This window comes from Phenylobacterium sp. J426 (genome assembly GCF_024699945.1).
Taxonomy (GTDB): domain Bacteria; phylum Pseudomonadota; class Alphaproteobacteria; order Caulobacterales; family Caulobacteraceae; genus Phenylobacterium.
This window is the reverse complement of record NZ_JAJOMY010000001.1, coordinates 52,595-73,390: the sequence shown is the minus strand read 5'-3', so window position 1 is coordinate 73,390 and position 20,796 is coordinate 52,595. Positions and strand designations below refer to the sequence as shown.

General features: G+C 68.8%; 16 protein-coding genes and 3 pseudogenes. 14 read left to right on the top strand and 5 right to left on the bottom strand.

Annotation, left to right across the window (positions count from 1 at the left end):
• Window positions 1-13 precede the first annotated feature (13 nt).
• From LRS10_RS00350 to hutC, 6 genes are all read left to right on the top strand, one after another.
• The gene (locus LRS10_RS00350; RefSeq protein ID WP_257835506.1) at window positions 14-337 is read left to right on the top strand and encodes a copper-binding protein; all 324 of its coding nucleotides are present in this window, start codon (window positions 14-16) and stop codon (window positions 335-337) included.
• A 596-nt stretch (window positions 338-933) separates the two neighbouring features.
• Complete coding sequence (locus LRS10_RS00345; RefSeq protein WP_257835505.1) at window positions 934-3,597, top strand: TonB-dependent siderophore receptor; 2,664 nt, start codon at window positions 934-936, stop codon at window positions 3,595-3,597.
• Window positions 3,598-3,663: 66 nt separating this feature from the next.
• Window positions 3,664-4,674 (top strand): ImmA/IrrE family metallo-endopeptidase, encoded by a 1,011-nt coding sequence (locus LRS10_RS00340; protein WP_257835504.1) that lies wholly within the window; start codon window positions 3,664-3,666, stop codon window positions 4,672-4,674.
• A gap of 26 nt (window positions 4,675-4,700) precedes the next feature.
• Window positions 4,701-5,432, top strand: coding sequence for a PepSY domain-containing protein (locus LRS10_RS00335; protein ID WP_257835503.1), 732 nt, complete (start codon window positions 4,701-4,703; stop codon window positions 5,430-5,432).
• A gap of 4 nt (window positions 5,433-5,436) precedes the next feature.
• A complete protein-coding gene (locus LRS10_RS00330; RefSeq protein ID WP_257835502.1) occupies window positions 5,437-6,159 on the top strand; it encodes a PepSY domain-containing protein in 723 nt (240 codons plus the stop codon).
• Window positions 6,149-6,916, top strand: a complete 768-nt coding sequence (gene hutC, locus LRS10_RS00325; protein ID WP_257835501.1) for a histidine utilization repressor — start codon at window positions 6,149-6,151, stop codon at window positions 6,914-6,916. The genes LRS10_RS00330 and hutC overlap by 11 nt, the downstream gene beginning before the upstream one ends.
• Here hutC and LRS10_RS00320 read toward each other — a convergent pair.
• Together LRS10_RS00320 and LRS10_RS00315 are read right to left on the bottom strand one after the other, a co-directional pair.
• Window positions 6,913-7,638 (bottom strand): hypothetical protein, encoded by a 726-nt coding sequence (locus LRS10_RS00320; RefSeq protein WP_257835500.1) that lies wholly within the window; start codon window positions 7,636-7,638, stop codon window positions 6,913-6,915. The two genes, hutC and LRS10_RS00320, sit on opposite strands and share 4 nt — an antisense overlap.
• Window positions 7,635-8,546, bottom strand: a complete 912-nt coding sequence (locus tag LRS10_RS00315; RefSeq protein ID WP_257835499.1) for an aminotransferase class IV — start codon at window positions 8,544-8,546, stop codon at window positions 7,635-7,637. The genes LRS10_RS00320 and LRS10_RS00315 overlap by 4 nt, the downstream gene beginning before the upstream one ends.
• A 49-nt stretch (window positions 8,547-8,595) precedes the next feature.
• On the opposite strand from LRS10_RS00315, the gene LRS10_RS00310 reads away from it, so the two are divergent.
• The 6 genes and pseudogenes from LRS10_RS00310 (at window position 8,596) to LRS10_RS24735 (ending at window position 16,095) form a co-directional block, all read left to right on the top strand.
• The gene (locus LRS10_RS00310) at window positions 8,596-9,792 is read left to right on the top strand and encodes a Xaa-Pro peptidase family protein (RefSeq protein WP_257835498.1); all 1,197 of its coding nucleotides are present in this window, start codon (window positions 8,596-8,598) and stop codon (window positions 9,790-9,792) included.
• Window positions 9,793-9,885: 93 nt separating this feature from the next.
• Window positions 9,886-11,721, top strand: coding sequence for a DUF885 family protein (locus tag LRS10_RS00305; RefSeq protein ID WP_257835497.1), 1,836 nt, complete (start codon window positions 9,886-9,888; stop codon window positions 11,719-11,721).
• Window positions 11,722-11,754: 33 nt separating this feature from the next.
• Window positions 11,755-12,582, top strand: a complete 828-nt coding sequence (locus LRS10_RS00300) for a TetR/AcrR family transcriptional regulator (protein ID WP_257835496.1) — start codon at window positions 11,755-11,757, stop codon at window positions 12,580-12,582.
• A complete protein-coding gene (locus LRS10_RS00295) occupies window positions 12,479-13,006 on the top strand; it encodes a TetR/AcrR family transcriptional regulator (RefSeq protein WP_257839046.1) in 528 nt (175 codons plus the stop codon). Before LRS10_RS00300 ends, LRS10_RS00295 begins: the two co-directional genes overlap by 104 nt.
• A gap of 70 nt (window positions 13,007-13,076) precedes the next feature.
• The gene (locus tag LRS10_RS00290) at window positions 13,077-14,537 is read left to right on the top strand and encodes an MFS transporter (protein ID WP_257835495.1); all 1,461 of its coding nucleotides are present in this window, start codon (window positions 13,077-13,079) and stop codon (window positions 14,535-14,537) included.
• A 10-nt stretch (window positions 14,538-14,547) separates the two neighbouring features.
• A pseudogene (locus LRS10_RS24735) lies at window positions 14,548-16,095 on the top strand (class I adenylate-forming enzyme family protein).
• 22 nt (window positions 16,096-16,117) lie between these two features.
• Here LRS10_RS24735 and LRS10_RS00280 read toward each other — a convergent pair.
• From LRS10_RS00280 to LRS10_RS00270, 3 genes and pseudogenes are all read right to left on the bottom strand, one after another.
• Window positions 16,118-16,443 (bottom strand): annotated as a pseudogene (locus LRS10_RS00280) (helix-turn-helix domain-containing protein).
• A gap of 438 nt (window positions 16,444-16,881) precedes the next feature.
• Window positions 16,882-18,468: a S9 family peptidase gene (locus tag LRS10_RS00275; protein ID WP_257835494.1), complete on the bottom strand. Its 1,587-nt coding sequence runs from the start codon at window positions 18,466-18,468 to the stop codon at window positions 16,882-16,884.
• The gene (locus tag LRS10_RS00270) at window positions 18,461-18,919 is read right to left on the bottom strand and encodes a hypothetical protein (RefSeq protein ID WP_257835493.1); all 459 of its coding nucleotides are present in this window, start codon (window positions 18,917-18,919) and stop codon (window positions 18,461-18,463) included. The genes LRS10_RS00275 and LRS10_RS00270 overlap by 8 nt, the downstream gene beginning before the upstream one ends.
• Window positions 18,920-19,018: 99 nt before the next feature.
• On the opposite strand from LRS10_RS00270, the pseudogene LRS10_RS00265 reads away from it, so the two are divergent.
• A pseudogene (locus LRS10_RS00265) lies at window positions 19,019-19,520 on the top strand (GAF domain-containing protein).
• An 84-nt stretch (window positions 19,521-19,604) separates the two neighbouring features.
• Window positions 19,605-20,777, top strand: a complete 1,173-nt coding sequence (locus tag LRS10_RS00260; RefSeq protein WP_257835492.1) for an acetyl-CoA C-acetyltransferase — start codon at window positions 19,605-19,607, stop codon at window positions 20,775-20,777.
• The last annotated feature ends 19 nt before the right edge of the window (window positions 20,778-20,796 follow it).

Sequence of the window (20,796 nt, the reverse complement as noted above, 5' to 3'; positions counted from 1 at the left end):
CAGGAGTACGCTTATGAAGTTCGCAATCGCCCTCGTGGGCGGCCTCGCCCTCGCCGCCACCCAGGCCCCGGCCATGGCGCAGTCGCACGATCACGGCGCTCATTCGGGTCATGCTGCGCCGGCCGCGGCCAATGCCCAGGGGCAGGGCGTCGTGAAGGCGATCGACGTCCGGGCCGGGTCGGTGACCATCGCCCACGAGCCGATCAAGGCGCTGAACTGGGGCGCCATGACCATGGCGTTCAAGGCCGATCCGGCCGCGCTGAAGGGCCTCTCCGCCGGCGACAAGGTGAGCTTCACCCTCAAGGGCCAGCAGATCGTCGCGATCCGCAAGCAGTAGCGTTGCGGCGCGTCGAGGAGACAGAGCCGCGGCGCGCCATTTTTTGTGAGGGCTGCGTGGTACGGGCGCGTATCGGTCTATAGCACCCGATCGTCGCGGCGCCTCGCCCGTCCTTCGTGCCGCCAGTCTGCGATTTCGCCTGGCGGCATCAGGTATTTGTTCGCGCCAGCGCAGGCGCGATGAAGTAACGCCTGAAACCATTCGCCGTCAGGTTGTGTAGGCGCGAAGTGCTGATCGCAGTGTCGGCTGGGCAAAGACGGTCGTGAGCTAGGCCGGAGTTCGCTTACACATAGTACATCTCGTGATTAACCCGACGTCATCGCGCACCCAGAACCGATTGCTATCTGACGACAAAAAATAACCAACGGATTCCCTCGTTTGCTCGCGCGGAAGGAATTCGGTGGGAGTATCAGGTCCTAATCGGGCGCGTTTCGACCCATTTGCACCGGACTGCGAAATTTCATGCCCCTGAAATTCCGGCGGTTATGTGTAGACATTATTGACAGGGCGCGGCCTCCGCCCCGAGTTTCCGGCCGACCGTTCCGTCTGCGTCGTATCCCGACGCCCTGCGGAGCCGGGACAAGAAGGGGGTAGTCATGAACAGGTTCTCCAAAGGCCTTCTGTTCGCGAGCGCTTGCGCCGCGGTCGGTCTGGGCGGCGCCGCGCAGGCGCAGGAACAGGGCGCGGTCGACGAGGTCATCGTCACGGGCAGCCGCATCAAGCGCGCCGACATCGAGGGCGTGGGCCCGGTGACCGTTGTCGGCCAGAAGGAAATCGCCGCCACCGGCATCGCCAACGTCGAGAACCTGCTGCAGCGGCTGCCGGCCGCCGCCGGCTTCGGCGGCAACCAGACGAACGCCTACTGGAGCTCGCGCGGCTGGGGCACGGCCACGATCAACCTGCGCGGCCTGGGCATCAACCGCACCCTCGTCCTGCTCAACGGACGGCGTCTGGTGAACGGCGGCACCGGCGCCAACAGCGCGCCCGACCTCAACACCATCCCGACGGCCATCATCGGTCGGATCGAAGTGCTGAAGGACGGCGCCTCGGCGGTCTACGGCACCGACGCCGTGGCGGGCGTGGTCAACATCATCACCCGCGACAACTACGACGGCTTCGACATCTCCGCCCGGTACGCGATCACCGACGAATGGGACGGCGACGATCGGACGGTGGACGCGTCCTACGGCTGGCAGGGTGAACGCGGCAGTTTCGCCGTGGCGGCGACCTGGCAGAAGACGGATGCCGTCAACATGGCGACCCGCGCCCCTTGCGGGCTGAGCGGCGCCAGCGGCCAGCTGCTCTGCTCGGGCAGCGGGTCGACGGCCGGCGGCCGCGCCTCGCTGCCGAACGGCCAGGTGATCAACTTCACGGGCGGCAACAGCTACGCGCCCTATTCGGCGGCCCTGCACGGCTACAACGGCAACCCGTACATCAATGCGGTGAACCCGATCCACCGGGTCACGACCGGCGCCTTCGGCAAGTATGACCTGACCGACAGCGTCGAGGTGTTCGCCGAGGCCCTCTATACCTGGCGCGAGACCGAGCAGCTCTCGGCCCCGGGCACGCTGACCAACCTGGCGATCGCCGCCTCGAACCCGACCAATCCGACGGGCCAGAACATCAACGTCATCCAACGCCGCCTGGTCGAAGGCGGTCCGCGGATGGCCTTCCAGGAGACCGACACCTATCAGGTGACCGGCGGCGCCCGCGGCAAGTTCGCCGGCGACTGGACCTGGGAAGTGGCCGCCAACTGGGGCCGCAACGAAGGCATCGACGGCTTCACCAACATCGCCAACCGGCAGCGGGTGGCCAACACCATCAACACCGCCGTCTGCAGCTTCGCCGCCGGCGCGGCCATTCCCTGCGCCGACTACCTGGGCGCGGGCGACGTGACGCCGCAGGTGGTCAACTACATCCTGACCACGACCGTCGACCACGGCGGCAACGAGACCATGAATGTCACCGGCGACGTGACCGGCAGCCTGTTCGAGCTGCCGGCCGGGCCGCTGCAGGTCGCCGCCGGCCTCATGTACCGCGAGGACAAGGGCTGGCGCGATCCGGACCCGCTGATCGTCGCCGGCATCGCCAACTCCAACCAGCAGAGCCCAATCGACGGCTCGATCAAGGCCAAGGAAGCCTATGCGGAAGTCAGCGTTCCGGTCGTCCGCGACCTGCCGCTGATGGAGATGGTCCGTCTCGACGGGGCGATCCGTTACTCGGACTACAAGAAGTTCGGCAGCGACACGAACTACAAGCTTGGCCTGGACTGGACGCTGGGCTGGGGCCTGCGCGCCCGCGCCACCTGGGGCACCGCGTTCCGGGTGCCGAACGTGGCCGAGCTGTTCAGCGGGCTGACCCAGGGCAACCTGACGACCACCGATCCTTGCAGCCGCTACAGCACGAGCACGAACGCGACGCTGCGGGCCAACTGCCAGGCCGCGGGTGTTCCGGCCAACTACATCCAGCCGAACAACACCATCCTGACGACCACCGGCGGCAACGAGAACCTGAGGCCGGAGACGGCCGAGACCCTGACGATCGGCGCGGTCTGGGAGCCGGAGTTCGCGCCGGGCCTGGCCCTGACGCTGGACTACTGGACCATCGAGATCGACAACGCCATCCGCTCGATCCCGGGCTCGACGAAGCTGTCGGTCTGCTACAACACCCCGAACCTCGCGCACCCGTTCTGCGGGCCTGAGAACTTCACCCGCAACAGCCTGACGGGCGAGGTGAGCTTCCTGTCCTCGCAGCAGGTGAACGTCGGCGCCGAGACCGTGAAGGGTATCGATGCTGCCGTCCGCTATGGCTGGGACGTGCGGGGCGTTCGGGCTTCGATCGACGCCGGCGTGACCTACCTGAAGGACTACACCATCATTCCGTATCCGGGCGGGGCGCCGATCATCTACCGCGGCTTCATCGGCGGCGGGAACGGCGGTTACCCGAAGTGGCGCGGCCTGGCGACCTTCTCGCTGGACGATCCGAAGTGGAGCGCCACCTGGTCCGTGCAATGGATCGGCAAGGCCCGCGACTTCAACGCGGCGCCCACGGCCGTCGGCGGCAAGACCAGCGATGTCTTCTACAACAATGCTCAGTTCCAGTACCGGGTGAGCGACCAGGCCCGCGTGGCGATCGGCGTCGACAACATCTTCGAGCCCGACGTCCCGTACATCGCCAGCTACACGGACGGGAACACCGACACCATGACCTACGACCTGCTGGGTCGCAGGGGCTACGTCCGGCTGTCGTACTCGTTCTAGCCGGCGGCCGGCGGGCGACCCCACGCGCCCGCCGGCCCTTCCTTCTCCCGATATGAGGACAGGACCGTGAGCCTCGCCGCCACGCTGAAGACCCGAGCCCGCGCATCCGCGCTGGCCCTGCTCGCGGGGGCGACCCTGCATGGGGCGGCGGCGGCGCATCCGACGCGCGAGCGGGTCGCGCCGGTGGCCTGGAGGGAGATCGCGTCCGCTGACGTGGACGCGATGAACCGCGATCTGGTGGCAGGCCGTCCCACGATCGACGTCGCGGTCTATCTGCCGTCCAACTTCGATCCCGGCTTCGATAAGGTCAGCTTGCCGCGGATGCTCGAAGCGGTGCGCGCCGCGAAGCAGATCTATGGGCGGGCGGGGGTGCAGATCCACCTGCTGTGGGTCAAGACCGGCGCTGTCGATCCACGGCTTCTGGCGATCCAGTCCAACGAAATCCCCGGCGTGCCGGACACCGAGTACGTCAACACCTATGAAGCCAGCCGGCGCCACCCGACCGTGCCGACGCAAATGGCGCTCGGCGCCTTCGAGAGCATCGTCGAGCCCGACGCCGACAATGCCAGGACGCTCTATCTGATCGCGCTACAGGACGTGATCTTCCCGTTCGTCGAGCCGGCTGAAGGGCGGAACTGGACGATCAAGATGGTTCGCACCGGAGGCCTGTCGTTCCCGGCCTACTCCTACTACCGGACGCTGCCGCCGCGGCTGCGCGGGGTGATCACCATCACCAACCTTTCGTCGCCCAGCCGCCAGCGGCGGACCGTGGCCCACGAGATCGGCCACAAGGTCATGAACGTCAGCCACGAGTACAGAGACGTTGACCCCGCGCACGAGGTCTTCGCCGAGGGCGGGCTGATGCTGTACGGCGCCGGCGAGGACATCCCGGCGGGCGCCGACGGGCGCTGGCACCGCGAGCGGCTGCTCCTTTCGCCGTTCGTGTATCGCCTGCGCGCCGACGGCTCAAAGGCCTGGAACCCCGACTACAAGGAGGGCGGGCACTATTACGACCCCCTCTACGGCGACAAGGTCGTCCGCTTTCCGGGCCGCTCGGCCATGGACCCGAACTGGTAGTCTGAAGATCTGACAAGGTGCCTCCGATGCGTCTCCCGTTTCTGGCCCGGACGACCCACAAATGGCTCGCCCTGATCGTGGCGATCCAGGCTGTCTTCTGGACGCTCAGCGGCGTCTACATGACCGCCGTCCACATCGACATCATCCACGGCGACCGGCTGGTGAAGGCCGCCACGCCGCAGCTCGTGGCGATGGATGGCCTGATCGAGCCCGCGCAACTGGCGCAGACGACGGCCGGGTTTCGGAGCGCAAAGCTCGACCACCAGCTGGGGCAGCCGGTCTACGTGGTCCAGACCACCGACGGCCCAGAGCTGTTCGACGCCCGCTCCGGCGCGAAGCTCTCGCCGCTGGATGAGGACGCGGCCCGCGCGCGCGCCAGGGCCCTGTTCGCCGAGGCCGGCGCGATCGTGAAGAGCGAGCTGCTCACCAAGGCTCCGCTGGAGATCCAGACCCGGCCGGTCCCGATCTGGCGGGTGGAGTTCGAGGGCGCCTGGCATCCGACGCTCTACATATCGCCGCGCACGGGCGAGCTGGTCTCCAAGCGCAGCGACCTTTGGCGCACCTTCGACTTCGTCTGGATGCTGCACATCATGGACTACGACGACCGCCAGGACGTGAACAACATCCTGATCCGGATCTTCACCTGGATGGGCGTCGCCACCGCCGCGACGGGAGGCTGGCTGCTGCTCTACAGCTTCCGCCGCAAGCGTCGCGTCCGCAAACCCGCCGCCAAGGTCGCGGCCAAGGCCGGAGCCTGAGCCGATGTTCCTGATCCGCACCCTGCATAAATGGTTCGGCCTGGTGCTCGGCCTGCAGTTCCTGCTTTGGGCGCTGAGCGGCGCGGTCATGGCGCTGCTGGACCATCACAAGGTCTCGGGCGAGCACGCCCTTCTGCCGGTCGCCGGCCTGCAGGCGCCGGCCGAGCTGCTGCCGCTGGCGCGGGTGGCGCAGGCGGTGGGACAGCCGATCCAGAAGCTGCAGCTCAAGCCGCTGTACGACACCTACGTCTACGAGGCGACGACGCCGGCCGGCGTGAAGATCGTCAATGCGGTCACCGGACAGCCGGTCGCGATCGACGCCGGCAAGGCGCGCGAACTGGCCGTCGCCCGCTGGAGCGGCTCGGCGCCGCCGCGATCCGTTGAATACATCGACCAGCACACCCTGGAGACCCGCGACCTGCCGCTGCCGATCTGGCGGGTCGAGTTCGCCGACGAGGAGCGCCATGCCCTGCTGGTCTCGGCCTCGACGGGCGAGGTGCTGGCGGCGAAGAACGACACCTGGCGGCTGTGGGACATCGCCTGGATGCTCCACATCATGGACTACGACGACCGCCAGAGCTTCAACCATCCGCTGATCATCACCCTGGGCACCGCCTCGGCGTGGCTCGCGCTGAGCGGCCTGATCCTGCTCTTCCGGAGTTTCCGCCGCTCGGACGTGGCGTGGCTGCTGGACGGCGCCGAGGCCCTGAGGCGCCGTGGACGGTAGCGGCCGCGAGCCGCCGCCGCGCGCCGGCGAGCTCCAGGAGCCGGCGCTCCACCTGCGGATCCGGGACGCGATCGTCGACCGCATCCGCTCCGGCGAGTGGCCGCCCGGGCGGCGGCTGCCCGTCGAGCACGAGCTGATGGAGGCCTACGGCTGCTCGCGCGCGACGGTGAACAAGGCGCTGGCGCCGTTGGCCGAGAGCGGACTGATCGTCCGGCGGCGAAAGGCGGGATCGTTCGTCGCCTTCCCGAAGATCCACTCCGTGGTCCTCGACATCCCGGACATCGCCGTGGAGGTGCGGTCGCGCGGCGAGACCTACGGCTATGAACTGCTGAGCCGGCAGGTGCGCAAGGCGGACGCGCAGGACCTCGTCGCCCTCGACGTCAAAGGCGTGGTCGAGGTCCTGGCGCTCAGGTGCCTGCATTGGGCCGGCGGCCAGCCTTTCGCGCTCGAGGAACGGCTGATCAACCTGCGCGCCCTCGGGGAAGCGGCGGACGTCGATTTCGCGACGGTCTCTCCAGGGACCTGGCTGCTGGGCCACGTGCCCTGGACGGAGGCAGAGCACCGCATCAGCGCCGCGAATGCGCAGCGCACGGCGGCGGCCAGCCTGCAGATCGACGCCGGCGCCGCCTGCCTCGTGCTGGAGCGCCGCACGTGGCGAAACGCCGACAGCATCACCCAGGTGCGCCTCACCTTCCCCGGCCAGCTCTACGACCTGACCGCCCGCTTCACGCCGAACGCACGGGCCCGGGCGGGCTAGGGCGCCTCGATTCGATGGGCCGCCATCGCCTCGTAATGGGGGCGGGCCGCGTCGGCGGTTCGGCGCAACTCATCGGGCAGCGGCGGATAGGCGTCGCGTGTCGGGGGTTCGAAGCCGGTCGAGCGCTCGACGCTGTCGTACCAGGCCGGCGCCCAGACCCCGTCGCTGTCGCGGGGACCCGCGGGCCAACGGAGCATGGCGGCCTCGAACGGGATTTCCAGGCGTTCGCAGAGCCGCGCGAGCACGCCCTGCGGGCTGGCCAGCACATCGGCGCCGCGAACCACCGGCGGCGCGTGGCCCAGGCGGTCGGCCTCGCGCTCGAAGATCTCGCGCTGGCGCACGACGCCGATGTCGGCCAGCGTCACCGTGCCCCGCTTCTGGACGTACGACGCCAGGACCTCCGCGGGGTCGCGGATCAGGAAGGCGTTCGTGCGATCCCGCGTCCAGTTGAGCGCCATGCCGTCAAGCATGTGACGCGCCATCTGCTTCTCGTAGACGACGGGTCCCGAGAGCCGATCGAGCTCCGCCACAACCTCTCGCCAGTCGGTCGGCTGGGACGCGAGCACCTCGTCGCGCATGGGATGTTGCAGGCCCGTCTCAGCGAGGTAGGCGGCGTAGAACGGCTCGTCGACGACGACGCAGTCCGGCCGGTTCTCGAAGCTGCGCATCATCGCCGTCGAGATGTTGCGCGGCCCCGACCACATGGCGATCCGGACGGTCACGGCGCGGCGTCCCGGTCCTTGAGGCGCTCGTAAGCGGCCCGGAGCCGCGTGGTGATCGGGCCGGGGAGGGTCGCCGGCAGCGTTTGGCCGTCGATCTCGCGCACCGGCGTCAGACCGCCGAAGGTGCCGGTGACGAAGGCCTCGTCGGCCCCGCGGGCGTCCTCCACGGGGAAGTTGTCCAGCACCAGCGGCAGGCCCTCCTCCTCGCAGAGCGCGATGACATTCGCCCGGGTCACGCCGTTGAAGCAGTAGTCGCCCTTCGACGTTCGCACCTCGCCGTCCCTGACCCAGAAGAAGTTGGTGGCGTTGCAGCTGGACACGAAGCCGTGCGGGTCCAGCATCAGGGCCTCGTCGCCGCCCTTGTCCATCACGTCGATCAGCGCCCGGATCAGGTTCAGCCGGCTGTGTGAGTTCAGCCGCATGTCGAACATCTCGGCCGGCGTGCAGAGGATCGAGGAGGTGACCAGCGACAGGCCGCGGGTGACGATCTGCGGTGAGGGCTGCTTGTACTCGGCGGTGATGACGATGGTGGGCTTTCCCAGCCAGTTCCGCGGGTCCTGGTTCACCGCCGCCTTCTCGCCGCGGGTGACCATGAGGCGCAGGTGCGCGCCGTCCTGCATGCCGTTGGCGGCGAGCGTGCGCTCGATCTCGGCGGTGAGCTCGGCGGGCGAAAGCCCAATGTCGAGGGCGATGTCCTGCAGGCCCCGGTAAAGCCGCTCGAGGTGCGTCTCCAGGAACAGCAGCCGGCCTTTGTGCAGCCGCAGGCCTTCCCAGACTCCGTCGCCGAGGACGAAGCCCGCGTCGAAGATCGAAACCCTCGCTTCCGCCCGCGGGACGAGGGCGCCGTTCACATAGATCTTCAGGTCCGCGTTGCGCGGGTCGGCGGCGAAATCCTGGCTTCCGGGCATGGCGCACCCTAGAGGCAGCGCTAGAGTGCGGCCAAGAGGAGTTGCGCATATGAGCTTCATCGGCGGATCGACCGCGGAACGGGAGCTGGCCGAGCTCGAGCCGTGGCCGGACCCTGCGCCGCCCATCGCCCGCGAAGAGCGCGAAGCCCGCCTGGCGAAGGCGCAGGGGCTGATGGCCTCGATCGGCGCGGACGCGATGATCGTCGGCGCGGGCGCCTCGCTGCGCTACTTCGCGGGCGTCGCGTGGAACGCCACCGAGCGGCTGGTGGCCATGGTGCTGCCGCGCTCGGGCGAGCCTGTGATGATTTGCCCGCGCTTCGAGGACGGCTCGCTGACGGCCTCACTTGGCATCGAAGCGTCGCTGGCGCTCTGGGAGGAGCACGAGAGCCCCTATGACCTGACTGCCCAGGTGCTGCGGGAGATGGGCGCGAGGAGCCTGGCGATCGACCCGGCGCTGGCCTTCTTCATGTTCGACGGCCTGCAGATCGCGGCGCCGGATGTGGAGATGACAAACGCCGCGGCGGTGATCGACGGCTGCCGGATGTGCAAGTCGCCGGCGGAACTGGCGCTGATGGCGCAGGCCAAGGCCATGACGCTGGAGGTCCATCGGCGTGCGGCCCGCATCCTGCGTGAGGGGATCACCACGGGCGAGGTCCGCCGCTTCATCGACCAGGCGCACCGGGCGCTGGGCGCGGACGACGGCAGTTCGTTCTGCGCGGTGCAGTTCGGCGAGGCCTCGTCCTATCCGCACGGTGTGCCGGGCGAGCAGCAGCTGGCTCGGGGCGACCTCGTGCTGATCGACACCGGATGCCGCGTGCAGGGCTACAACTCCGACATCACCCGCACCTACGTGTTCGGCGAGCCGACGCGGGAGATGATCCGCATCTGGGAGGTGGAGAAGAAGGCCCAGGCGGCCGCCTTCGCCGCGGTGAAGCCGGGTGTGCCCTGCGAAGAGATCGACGCCGTGGCGCGCGGCGTTCTGGAGGCCGAGGGCTTCGGGCCGGATTACCGGCTGCCGGGCCTGCCGCACCGCACGGGCCACGGCATCGGCCTCTCGATCCACGAGGCGCCGTATCTGGTGCGCGGCGACAGGACGCCGCTGGCGCCCGGCATGTGCTTCTCCAACGAGCCGATGATCGTCGTGCCCGGCCTCTTCGGCATCCGGCTCGAGGACCACTTCCGCGTGACGGAAGACGGCGCCGCCTGGTTCACCGAGCCGCAGCCGGCGATCGACCGGCCAGTCTGACCTCGCCGAGCAAGCTTCGCCTTGTTTCGGCCTCCCGTCCCCGAATAGCGTGGGCGGCAATGATGCTGCCCTCGCAGCAGGGGAAGGATGTTCATGGATCGTCGTGTTTTCCTCGGGAGCGCCGCCGCGCTCGCCGTCACGGGCGCTGTCGCGCCGCTCCGCGCCCAGGCGGCGACGCCGGAAGATGCGCGCCTGCGCGCGCTGCTGGACGCGTTCTTCGAGGCCGACCTCGACGAGTCGCCGGAGTCGGCCACGATCTTCGGGCTGGATGTCGGTAAGCGCGCAGGCCAGCGCAGCCAGTTGGGCGATCTCTCCTTCGCTGGCCGGACGCGCTGGGTCGCAGCGCGGAAGGCGCGCCTGGCGCAGCTCAGCCGCATCGACGCCGCCAAGCTGTCGGCCGCCAGCCGAACCGATCTCGATGTGGTGACCTACGCCTACCGGACGATCGTCGAAGGCGGCGAGCGGTTCCCGTATGGCGAAGGCGCAGCCGGCTTCTCCTATGCGCCGTACTCGCCCTATGTGCTGAGCCAGCTGTCGGGCGCCTATCAGTCGATCCCGGACTTCCTGGACTCCGTCCATCCGGTCAAGAACGCCTCTGACGCCGAGGCGTATCTGGCGCGGCTGAACGCCTTCGCCGGCGTGCTGGACGCCAACACCGGGGACTTCCAGCGTGACGCCGCCCGCGGCGTGTTGGCGCCAGACTTCGCGCTCGACGCCACGCTGGCTCAGCTGAAGAAGTTGCGCGAGCCCGCGGCGGAGGCGCACGGCCTGACCACGTCGCTCTCGCGCCGAGCGGCCGAGGCCAAGATCGCCGGCGACTGGAAGGCGCGCGCCGCGGCTCTCGTCTCCGGAAAGGTCTACCCGGCGCTGGACCGGCAGATCGCGGCCGTCACCGCAGCGCGGCCGCAGGCGAAGCCCGATCCGGGAGTCTGGAAGCTGCCGGACGGCGAGGCGTTCTACGCTGGAGCCCTGGCGTTCCAGACCACCACCAAGCTGACCCCCGATCAGGCTCACGAGCTGGGCCTCAGACAGGTGGCTGAGCTCGAGGCCCAGATGGACGCCCTGCTGCGGGCCGAAGGCCTGATCGCGGGCACGGTGGGCGAGCGGATGACCCAGCTCTCCAAGCGCCCCGATCAGCTCTATCCCAATACCGACGCCGGCCGAGCCGAGCTTCTGAAGGCCCTGAACGAACAGACCGAGGCGATGCGGGCGAAGATGCCGCTGGCGTTCCGCACGCTGCCGAAGGCGCCTGTGGAGATTGTCAGGGTGCCGCCCGAGATCCAGGACGGCGCGCCCAACGGCTACGCCACGCCGCCGGCGCTGGACGGCTCCCGCGCCGGCCGCTTCTACATCAATCTGAAAGACACGGCCGAGTGGCCGAAGTTCACCCTGCCGACGCTGACCTATCACGAGGCGTTGCCGGGGCATCAATGGGAGGGTTCGATCTCCCTGGCCTCCACCGAGATCCCGCGTCTGCGCCAGGTGTCGCTCGGCTTCGCGGCGTATGGCGAGGGGTGGGGCCTCTACGCCGAACAGCTGGCCGACGAGCTCGGCGCCTACGAGGGCGATCCGCTGGGCAAGCTGGGCTTCCTGCAGTCGCTGCAGTTCCGGGCCGTCCGCGTGGTGGTCGACACCGGCATGCACGCCAAGCGCTGGAGCCGCGCGCAGGCCACCGACTACATGGTCGCCAAGACCGGCTTCGTGCGCACGCGCGCCCAGCGCGAGATCGACCGCTACGCGATCTGGCCGGGACAAGCCTGCAGCTACAAGATCGGTCACACCGAGTGGGTCCGCCTACGCGACGAGGCCAAGGCGCGAGCGGGTTCGCGGTTCGACCTGAAGACTTTCCATGACGTGCTGCGGCGAGGGGCCATGCCGCTAGTGGTGCTGGAACAGGTGGTGCAGGAGACCTTCCCGGCGCGGGCCTAGGTTTCCGTGGCGGCGGGTCGTTAAGCAGGTTCGATGGTCGAGCGCGCGAACGACATCGAGGTTCAGGGCGTCGCGTCGCCGCGGCGCGCGCCGACCCGTCGCTTCGAGGCCCGGCGCAGTGCGATCATCCGTTCGGCCGTCGCCGAGATGAACCGCAAGGGCGTGCGGGGCATGACCCTGGGCGAGGTGGCCGCCCGGCTGAACCTCGTGCCCACCGGCGTCATCTACTACTTCAAGAACAAGGAGGAACTGGCTCAGGCGGCGCTGCTGCGGGGGCTGGACGCCTTCGAGGCGCTGGTGGGGGCCGGAGAGGGCGCGGCGAGCGCTTCGGAGGCTCTGGCGGCCTTTGTGCGCGCATGGTTCGACCACCGCCTTCGCCTCGCTGCGGGCGAGGCCGACGACATCCCGGTCTTCAACGACATCCGCGCCCTGAACTGCCCGCAGGTCGACGCGGCTTTTGTCCAGCTCTTTCGGCGCGTCCGGGACCTGCTGGCGTCGGAGGGCTCTCTGCCCAGGCCGCATGCCAACGCCCGCGCCCACCTGCTGCTGTCCCAGATGCTCTGGGCGCCCGCCTGGCTCGGGCAGGTGGAGCCCGCTGACTACGGGCGCACCGCGGGCCGGATGATCGACATCCTGGCGAACGGCTTCCTGGCGGGGGGGCGTGGCCTGGCCCACGGTGCGGCCGCTGAACCTGGAGCGTGCCGACGATCCCGACGCCCAGGCCTCCACCGAGCTCTTCCTGCGAGCGGCGACCGAGCTGATCAACGAAGAGGGCTACCACGGCGCCTCCGTCGAGCGGATCTCGGCGCGGCTGAACCTGAGCAAGGGCGCCTTCTATCACCACATCGCCACGAAGGATGATCTGGTGGCCGCCTGCTTCCAGCGCACCTTCGACATCATGTGGCGAGCGATCCGCGCAGCCGAGTCCGAGCGCGGCTCGGGCCTCGAGGTGCTGGCCGGCCTGACGACGGCGCTGATCGAGCGGCAGGTGGGCGGTGCGCCGCTGCTGCGCAGCTCGGCGCTGACGACGGTTCCCGAGGCTCTGAGGGCGGGCTTCCTCGAGGCTTTCGATCGGCTCTCCTATCGGTTCGCGTCGATCATCTGCGACGGGATCGCCGACGGCTCGGTCCGGCCGCTCGACGTCAACATCGCGGCTCAGACGCTGACGGCGGCGATCAACGCTGCGGCCGAACTCCGCTCCTGGGCCCCCGGCATCGCGCCGGAGGCGGTGGCCGAGCTCTACGTGCGGTCTCTGTTCGAGGGGCTCGTTTCACCGGCCGCATAGGGCGGTGCAGAAAAGGACATCCGGGAGGACGCGTTGAACAAGGAAGCTCTGCATCCCCCCCGGTCCGTCGTTGCAGCGGCCGCCTACGGCGGCGCCGCGCCTCAGCTTTCCCATCCGGCTGTTCTACGGTTTTGGATCGGTCGCGTTCGGCGCCAAGGACAACGGCTTCTCGTACTTCCTGGCCTTCTTCTATTCACAGGTGGTGGGGCTGCCGGCGGCCAAGGTCGGGCTGGCGATCGCCGCGGCCCTGATCATCGACGCCTTCATCGACCCCGTCCTCGGGCAGATCTCGGACAACACACGCTCCCGCTGGGGCCGGCGGCATCCGTTCATGTACGCCGCGGCCGTACCGGTGGCGCTCTCCTACCTGCTGCTGTGGAACCCGCCGCAGGGCTGGAGCGAGAACGCACTGATCGCCTATCTGATCGTGACGGCCATCTTCATCCGCACCTTCATCAGCACCTACGAGATCCCCTCGGCCGCGCTCGCCGCCGAGCTCACCACCGACTATGACGAGCGCACCCAGCTCCTGGCGTACCGCTTCCTGTTCGCCTGGGTGGGCGGGCTTGCGACCTACGCGGCGGCGTTGGCGATCTTCCTGAAGCCGACGCCCGAACAGCCGGTCGGCCAACTCAACGCCGCCGGCTACTCCAACTATGGGATCTTCGCCGCGGCGGTGATGTTCGTCGCCATCGTCGTGTCGGCGCTCGGGACGCACAGCGAGATCAAGCGCCTGCGCGAGGCTCCGCACGAGAAGATCAGCATGAGCCGGTTCTGGCGCGAGATGGCCGGCACGCTGGCCAACCGCTCGTTCCTGATGATCCTGGGTTCTGCATTCTGCCTCGCCATGGCGGTGGGCCTGGGCTTCGCGATCAGCCTCTATTTTGCGACCTACTTCTGGGCGTTCAGCTCGGGGCAGATCGCGGGCTTCACCATCTCCAGCCTGATCGCCGCGGTGATCGGCTTCGCGGCGGCGCCGCCGGTGGCCCGGCGCTTCGACAAGAAGCCGGCGGCTGTCGCCCTCGTGCCCGCCGCCCTGCTCTTCACGATCGCGCCGGTCACGCTGCGCCTCTTCGGCCTGATGCCGGAGAACGGTACGATCGCCCTCTACGGGACCGTCTTCGTCGCCAACGTCATTTCGGCCTCGACCGCGACGACGGCGGCCATCGTCTTCACGTCCATGATCGCCGACGTGGTGGAGGACGCCGAGCTCAAGACCGGCCGGCGCCAGGAGGGCCTGTTCTTCGCGGCCGCGGCGTTCGTGAACAAGGCCGTCTCAGGCCTGGGCATCTTCGGCGCGGCGATGATCGTGGGCCTGGTGAAGTTCCCCCAGGGGGCGGCGCCGGGCGCGGTGGACCCGGACATCCTGCGCAATCTGGGCCTTGTGTATGTGCCGGTGCAGATCCTGCTCTATGGGCTCGCCACCCTCCTGTTGCTGGGGTACGGGATCAGCCGGGCGAGCCATGCCGAGACCTTGCGCCAGCTCGCCGCCCGCGCGGAGGCGATCCGCGAGGGGCCGCTGAACGGGTAGGGAGTAGACCGTGACCGTCGAGGAGCTGCTGTCGCAGGATTTCGGGACCATCGCCGACGTGATCCGCGCCCAGGCGCAGGCGCTGGGGGACAAGCCGGCGATCATCGACGCCGTCCGCACGATCTCCTATGCGGAGCTCGACAGCTTGATGGACCGCATTGCGGCGGCCCTGCAGCGGGACGGCGTGGGCAAGGCGGAGGTGGCGGCGATCTGCGCGACGACCTCGGCGGAGTACGGGGCGACGTTCTTCGGCATCCTGCGGGCCGGCGCGATCGTAGCGCCCCCTGGCGCCGTCCTCGACGCCGGAGAGCCTGGCGCTGCAGTTGAGGGACAGCGGGGCCAAGGTGTTCTTCCTCGACAAGGGCGTGGCCGACGCCATGGCCGGCGTCATGGGCGACGTGACGGCGAAGCGTGTGTCGCTCGACGGCTCCGACGTCGGCACGCCGTTCGAGCAGTGGCTGGCTCCGGAAGGCGGCAAGCCCGTTCTGCATGAGGTCGAGCCCGACCAGGGCTTCAACATCATCTATTCGTCCGGCACGACAGGTGCGCCGAAAGGCATCGTCCAGCCGCATCGGATGCGCTGGGGCCAGATCCGCCGCGGAGTTCATCCGCCGGATGCGGTGAGCCTCGTCTCGACGCCACTCTATTCGAACACCACCCTGGTCTCGTTCCTCCCGACGATCTCGAACGGCGGGACCGTCGTGCTGCTGCCGAAGTTCGACGTGGAGCAGTTCCTGAAGCTCTCCGAGAAGCACCGCGTCACGCACGCCATGCTGGTGCCGGTGCAGTACCGCCGGCTGATGTCGCATCCGGATTTCGACAAGTACGACCTGTCGGCCTTCCAGATGAAGTTTTCCACTTCGGCGCCTTTCTAGCGGAGCTGAAGGCGGAGGTGCTGCGGCGCTGGCCGGGCGGCCTGGTGGAGTACTACGGGATGACCGAGGGCGGCGGCTCGTGCGGCCTGCAGTGCCACGAGTTCCCCGACAAGCTGCACACGGTGGGCAAGCCGCTGCCAGGGCACGACATCCGGCTCATCGGCGAAGACGGCCAGGAAGTGCCACAGGGCGAGATCGGCGAGGTCGTGGGACGCTCGGGCGCGATGATGGTCGGCTACCACAACCAGCCCGGCAAGACCTCGGAGGCCGAGTGGTGGAGCCCGGAAGGCCTGCGCTACATCCGCACCGGCGATGTCGGCCGCTTCGACGAGGACGGCTTCCTCACCCTCATGGACCGCAAGAAGGACATGATCATCTCGGGCGGGTTCAACATCTACCCGAGCGACCTGGAGGCCGAGATCGTGCAGCATCCGGCGGTGCTGGAGGCGGCGGTGGTCGGCGTCCCGTCCGAGCAGTGGGGCGAAACGCCGGTGGCCTTCATCGCGCTGAAGCCGGGCCAGGGGATCGCCGCCGACGAACTGAAAGCCTGGGTCAACGGCCGGCTCGGGAAGACGCAGCGGCTGGCGGACCTCCAGATCGTCGACAGCCTGCCGCGCAGCCATATCGGCAAGGTGCTGAAGCGGGAACTGCGCGACGCCTACAAGGCCCCGGCCAACGCCTGAGCGGCCGCGGCGTGTCGGCGGTCTACGCCTCTTCCGAGACCGTGCGGACGAGCTCGAGCAGCTTGCGCCGCAGCGCGGGCTGGTTGATCCGCGGGAAGGCGGCCATCAGCTCCAGGCCCTCGCTGGTGAGCATGAAGTCCTGCGCGTCCTGGCCGGCCGGCGCGGCGTCTTCCCCGAAAGGCCCTCGTAGAAGTAGGTCACGGAGGTCTTCAGCGCCCGCGCGATCTCCCAGAGCTTGGACGCGCTCACGCGGTTTGCGCCGCGCTCATACTTCTGGACCTGCTGGAACGTGATGCCCAGCGCCTCGGCGAGGCGCTCCTGGCTGACGCCGATCTCCTTGCGGCGCATGCGAATGCGGAGGCCGACATGGCGGTCCACCGGATGGGGACCATCGTCCCGGGTGTCCAAAGCTTCGTCCACGGCCACCAACGCCCCCACGACATCTCTCTGCAACGGCTTGTTCATTCCGACATCTCCCGCGGGTCTCCGTGAACGGATCGCCGCCACCTCCCCCAAGGTACGTCCTGAGGTTGCGAGAAGATGCTGCGCTGCGAAAGCTCAACCCTACTCATTTTGGGGTGTAGGCGAGTTCCCGTTTTGATCGCGCGGATAACGCCGATCTCGATCGTGTCTCGGGGGGGACCGCCTCGGGAGCGCCTTCAAGGCGCAGCTTCGGCCCCGGAAGGTGCGTCCGATTGTCTCGCGCGCCGGAGGCGATTCCCGCGGTTGCCGCCGGTGCAACCGCGGATAGGGGCTCGGCCCGGCGCCGCCGGGCCGAGCGCAGCGTTACTTGTAGCGGTCGAACCAGGCCAGGATCGCTGACGCCTTGGCGGCGGATTGGGACGGCCGCGCCGCCAGGCCGCCGTGGCCGGCGCCGGGCACCCGGACGAGGGCGGTCGGCACGCCCTTCAGCTGGAGCGCCTGATAGTACTGCTCGGCCTCGGACACCGGTGTGCGGAGATCCTCCTCGCCCACCACGACCAGCGTCGGCGTGGTCACGTTTCCGACGAGCGAAAGCGGCGACCGCGCCCAGTAACCCTCCGGATCCTCCCAGGGCATCTTGCCGAACCAGTTCTGTGTCATGCCCACGTAGCCGTCGGCCGTCAGCATCTGGCTCGTCCAGTTGATGACCGGCTTCTGGGTCGCGGCGGCCTTGAAGCGGTTCGTCTTGCCGACGATCCACGATGTGAGGACGCCGCCACCGGAGCCCCCGGTCACATACAGGCGGTTAGGGTCGACGAAGCCCTTGGCGATGGCGGCGTCCACGGAGCTTATCAGGTCGTCGTAATCGTTGCCGGGGTACTTCTTGTCGATCTCGTTGGCGAAGGCCTCGCCGTAGGACGTCGAGCCGCGCGGGTTCGTGTAGAGGACCACATAGCCCGCCTGGGCGTAGAGCTGCACGTCCGTGGAGAAGGCTGGCCCGTAGGCCTGGTGCGGCCCACCGTGGATCTCGAGGATCAGCGGGTACTTCTTCGAAGGATCGAAGTTCGGCGGCGTCGCGATCCAGGCGTCGATCGGCTTCTGGTCGTAGGACGAGGTCACCGGCAGGTGTTCGACCCGAGCCAGGGTCTTGCCGGCGAAGAGGCCGTCGTTGAGCCGCGTCAGGCGGGTCGTCCTGCCGCCGCGCTGCACGGCCAGGTCGGCGGGGTGCTCGGGTGTCCCCATGGTGTAGGCGATGACGCCGCCCCGGCCGACCGAGAATTCGCCGCCGGCATAGGGCCGGTCGAGGCCACCGCCTGCGAGGCCCGAAACCACCGTCTCGACGCGGCCGTCGAGGCTCGCCCGGCCCACCTTGGTGACGCCCTTGTCGACGTAGTCGAAGTAGATGCTGCGGCCGTCGGCGGACCATTGCGGGACCCCGACGCTGCGGTCGAGGTTGGCGGCGAGGCGGCGGACGTTCCGGCCGTCGGCGTCCATGACGTAGAGGTCGTTGCCCTCATAGCTGCGGCCCACGTCGTCGCTGGCGACGAATGCGATCTTCGAGCCGTCGGGCGAGGGGACCGGCGCGCCGTCCTGGCCCTTGCGCGTGGTCAGCCGGGTCATCTGTCCGTCCACGATCCCTACGCGCCAGATCTCGGACTCGTTCGGTTCGCGCTCCCAGGTTGGGTTTCGGTTGGAACTGAACAGGATGCCGCGGCTGTCGGCGGTGAAGTTGATCGGGCCGCCGCTGTCGAACTTGCCGAAGGTCACCTGCCGCGGCTGGCCGCCGTCGGCTGAGACCACGAAGATCTGCCGGAAGCCCGGCTTCAGAAAGCCCTGACCGTCGAACCGGTAGGTGACGCGGTCGATCACCTTCAGCGGCGCCGCCCAGGTCGCGCCCTCCGGCTTCTTCAGGGGCGCGCCCAGCGTCTTGCCCTCGTCCAGCTCAATCATGGTGAAGGCCAGGGTCTTGCCGTCGGGCGACCACGCGATGTCGTCGGGCGCCTGCTCCAGGGTGGCGACCTTCGCCGACCGGCCCGTCGCGACCCAGCGGACGAAAAGCTGCGGCGCCCTGGCCGGGCTGGGCGGCGACGTAGGCGAGGCGCGTGCCGTCCGGTGACCAGCGCGGCGCGAAGCTGGCGCCCTCCTCGACGACCAGCGGGGACTGCACGCCGGTGGACAGGTCGGCAAGCCAGATCGACCGCTGGGCCCGGTCCGTCATGATGTCGTTGCGCGCGCGGACATAGGCCACCGCGCCGCCATCGGGCCGCACCTGCGGGTCCGAGACCTGCTGCAGTCCGAACAGGTCGCGGGCGGAGAAGGTGCGCGAGGGCCCTTCCGCAACCTGCGCCGAGACCGTCGTCGCCGCGAGCGCCAGGATTGACGCCAGAACCGCTGCACGCATGTAGGAAGTCCCCCAAGGAAGCCGGAGCTGAACAAGGGGCGCAGAGAAAGCCGCCGCAGGGGCTTTGTCCAGCGGCCGGGCATCGCTACATGCGGGGCCATGGCCGAAGCCTTCAACGACCTCGCGCTGCCGGCCGCCAAGGCCGCGCGCTACGCCGCCGCCGCCGAGGAGATCGCCTCGGTCCTGGACGGAGAGCCGAACCTGACCGCCCGCATGGCCACCGTGGCCTCGATGCTGGCCAACAGCTTCGACGACTACTTCTGGACCGGCTTCTACGTGGTGGATCCGGCCAAGGGCGACGAACTGGTGGTGGGGCCCTACCAGGGCACGCTGGGCTGCCTGCGCATCGCCTTCGGGCGCGGCGTCTGCGGAACCGCTGCGGCGACGGGCGAGACCCAACTGGTGCCCGACGTACACGCGTTTCCGGGCCACATCGCCTGCGACAGCCGCTCGGCCAGCGAAATCGTGGTCCCGGTGTTCGACGCCAGGGGGCGCGCTGCTCGCCGTGTTCGATGTCGATTCCGAGCGGCCGGCCGCCTTCGACGAGACCGATCGGGAGTGGCTCGAGAGGATACTTCGCGAGACGTTCGCGCGGGGGTGATTGTCTTACGCTGCGTCGCCCTCATACATCTGTTTCGACGCGCCAGTTTGTCGAAGGCGCACCTGAACGAACGGAGCTGTTGAGATGGGCGAGGCCTATATCGTTGCCGCAACGCGGACCGCCGGCGGGCGCAAGGGCGGCCGCGTGCGCGGCTGGCACCCGGCGGACCTGGGCGCGGTGGTCCTGAACGAGCTGATCGACCGGTCGGGCGTGGCGCCCGACGCCGTCGAGGACGTGGTGATGGGTTGCGTGATGCAGGTGGGCGAGCAGTCCACCAACATCGCCCGTAACGCGGTCCTGGCGTCGAAGCTGCCGGAAAGCGTGCCGGGCACGTCGGTCGACCGCCAGTGCGGTTCGTCCCAGCAGGCCCTGCACTTCGCCGCCCAGGCCGTGATGAGCGGCACCCAGGACATCGTGATCGCCTCCGGCGTCGAGAGCATGACCCGCGTGCCGATGGGCCTGTCGGTGTCTCTGCCCTTCAAGGAAGGCTTCGGCCACCCGAAGAGCCCTCGCCAGGAAGAACGCTACCCCAACATCCAGTTCAGCCAGTTCATGGGCGCCGAAATGGTCGCCGAGAAGTACGGCCTGACGAAGGACCAGCTGGACGAGTACGGCTACCTGTCCCATCAGCGCGCCATCGCGGCGACCCAGGGTGGGGCCTTCAAGGACGAGATCCTGGCCATCGACGGACTGGACGCCGAGGGCAACTCGGTGCGTCACGACTCGGACGAGGGTATCCGCTTCGACGTCAGCCTCGAGGGCATGAAGGGCGTGAAGCTGCTGCGCGAGGGCGGCCGGATCACCGCGGCGACGTCCAGCCAGATCTGCGACGGCGCATCGGGCGTGATGGTCGTTTCCGAGAAGGCGCTGAAGGAGCACAACCTGACGCCGCTGGCCCGCATCCACCACCTGTCGCTGCTGGGCCACGACCCGGTGATCATGCTGGAGGCGCCCATCCCGGCGACGGAGCGCGCGCTGAAGAAGGCGGGCATGTCGATCGACGACATCGATCTGTTCGAGGTCAACGAGGCGTTCGCCTCGGTGCCGGTGGCCTTCCTGCAGAAGCTGGGCGCCGACCCCGACCGCCTGAACGTCAACGGCGGCGCCATCGCGCTGGGCCACCCGCTCGGCGCCTCGGGCACCAAGCTGATGACCACGCTCGTCTATGCGCTGAAGGCCCGCAACAAGAAGTGGGGCCTGCAGACGATGTGCGAAGGCGGCGGCATGGCCAACGTCACCATCGTCGAGGCGCTCTGACCGCGCTATAGCGGCGACC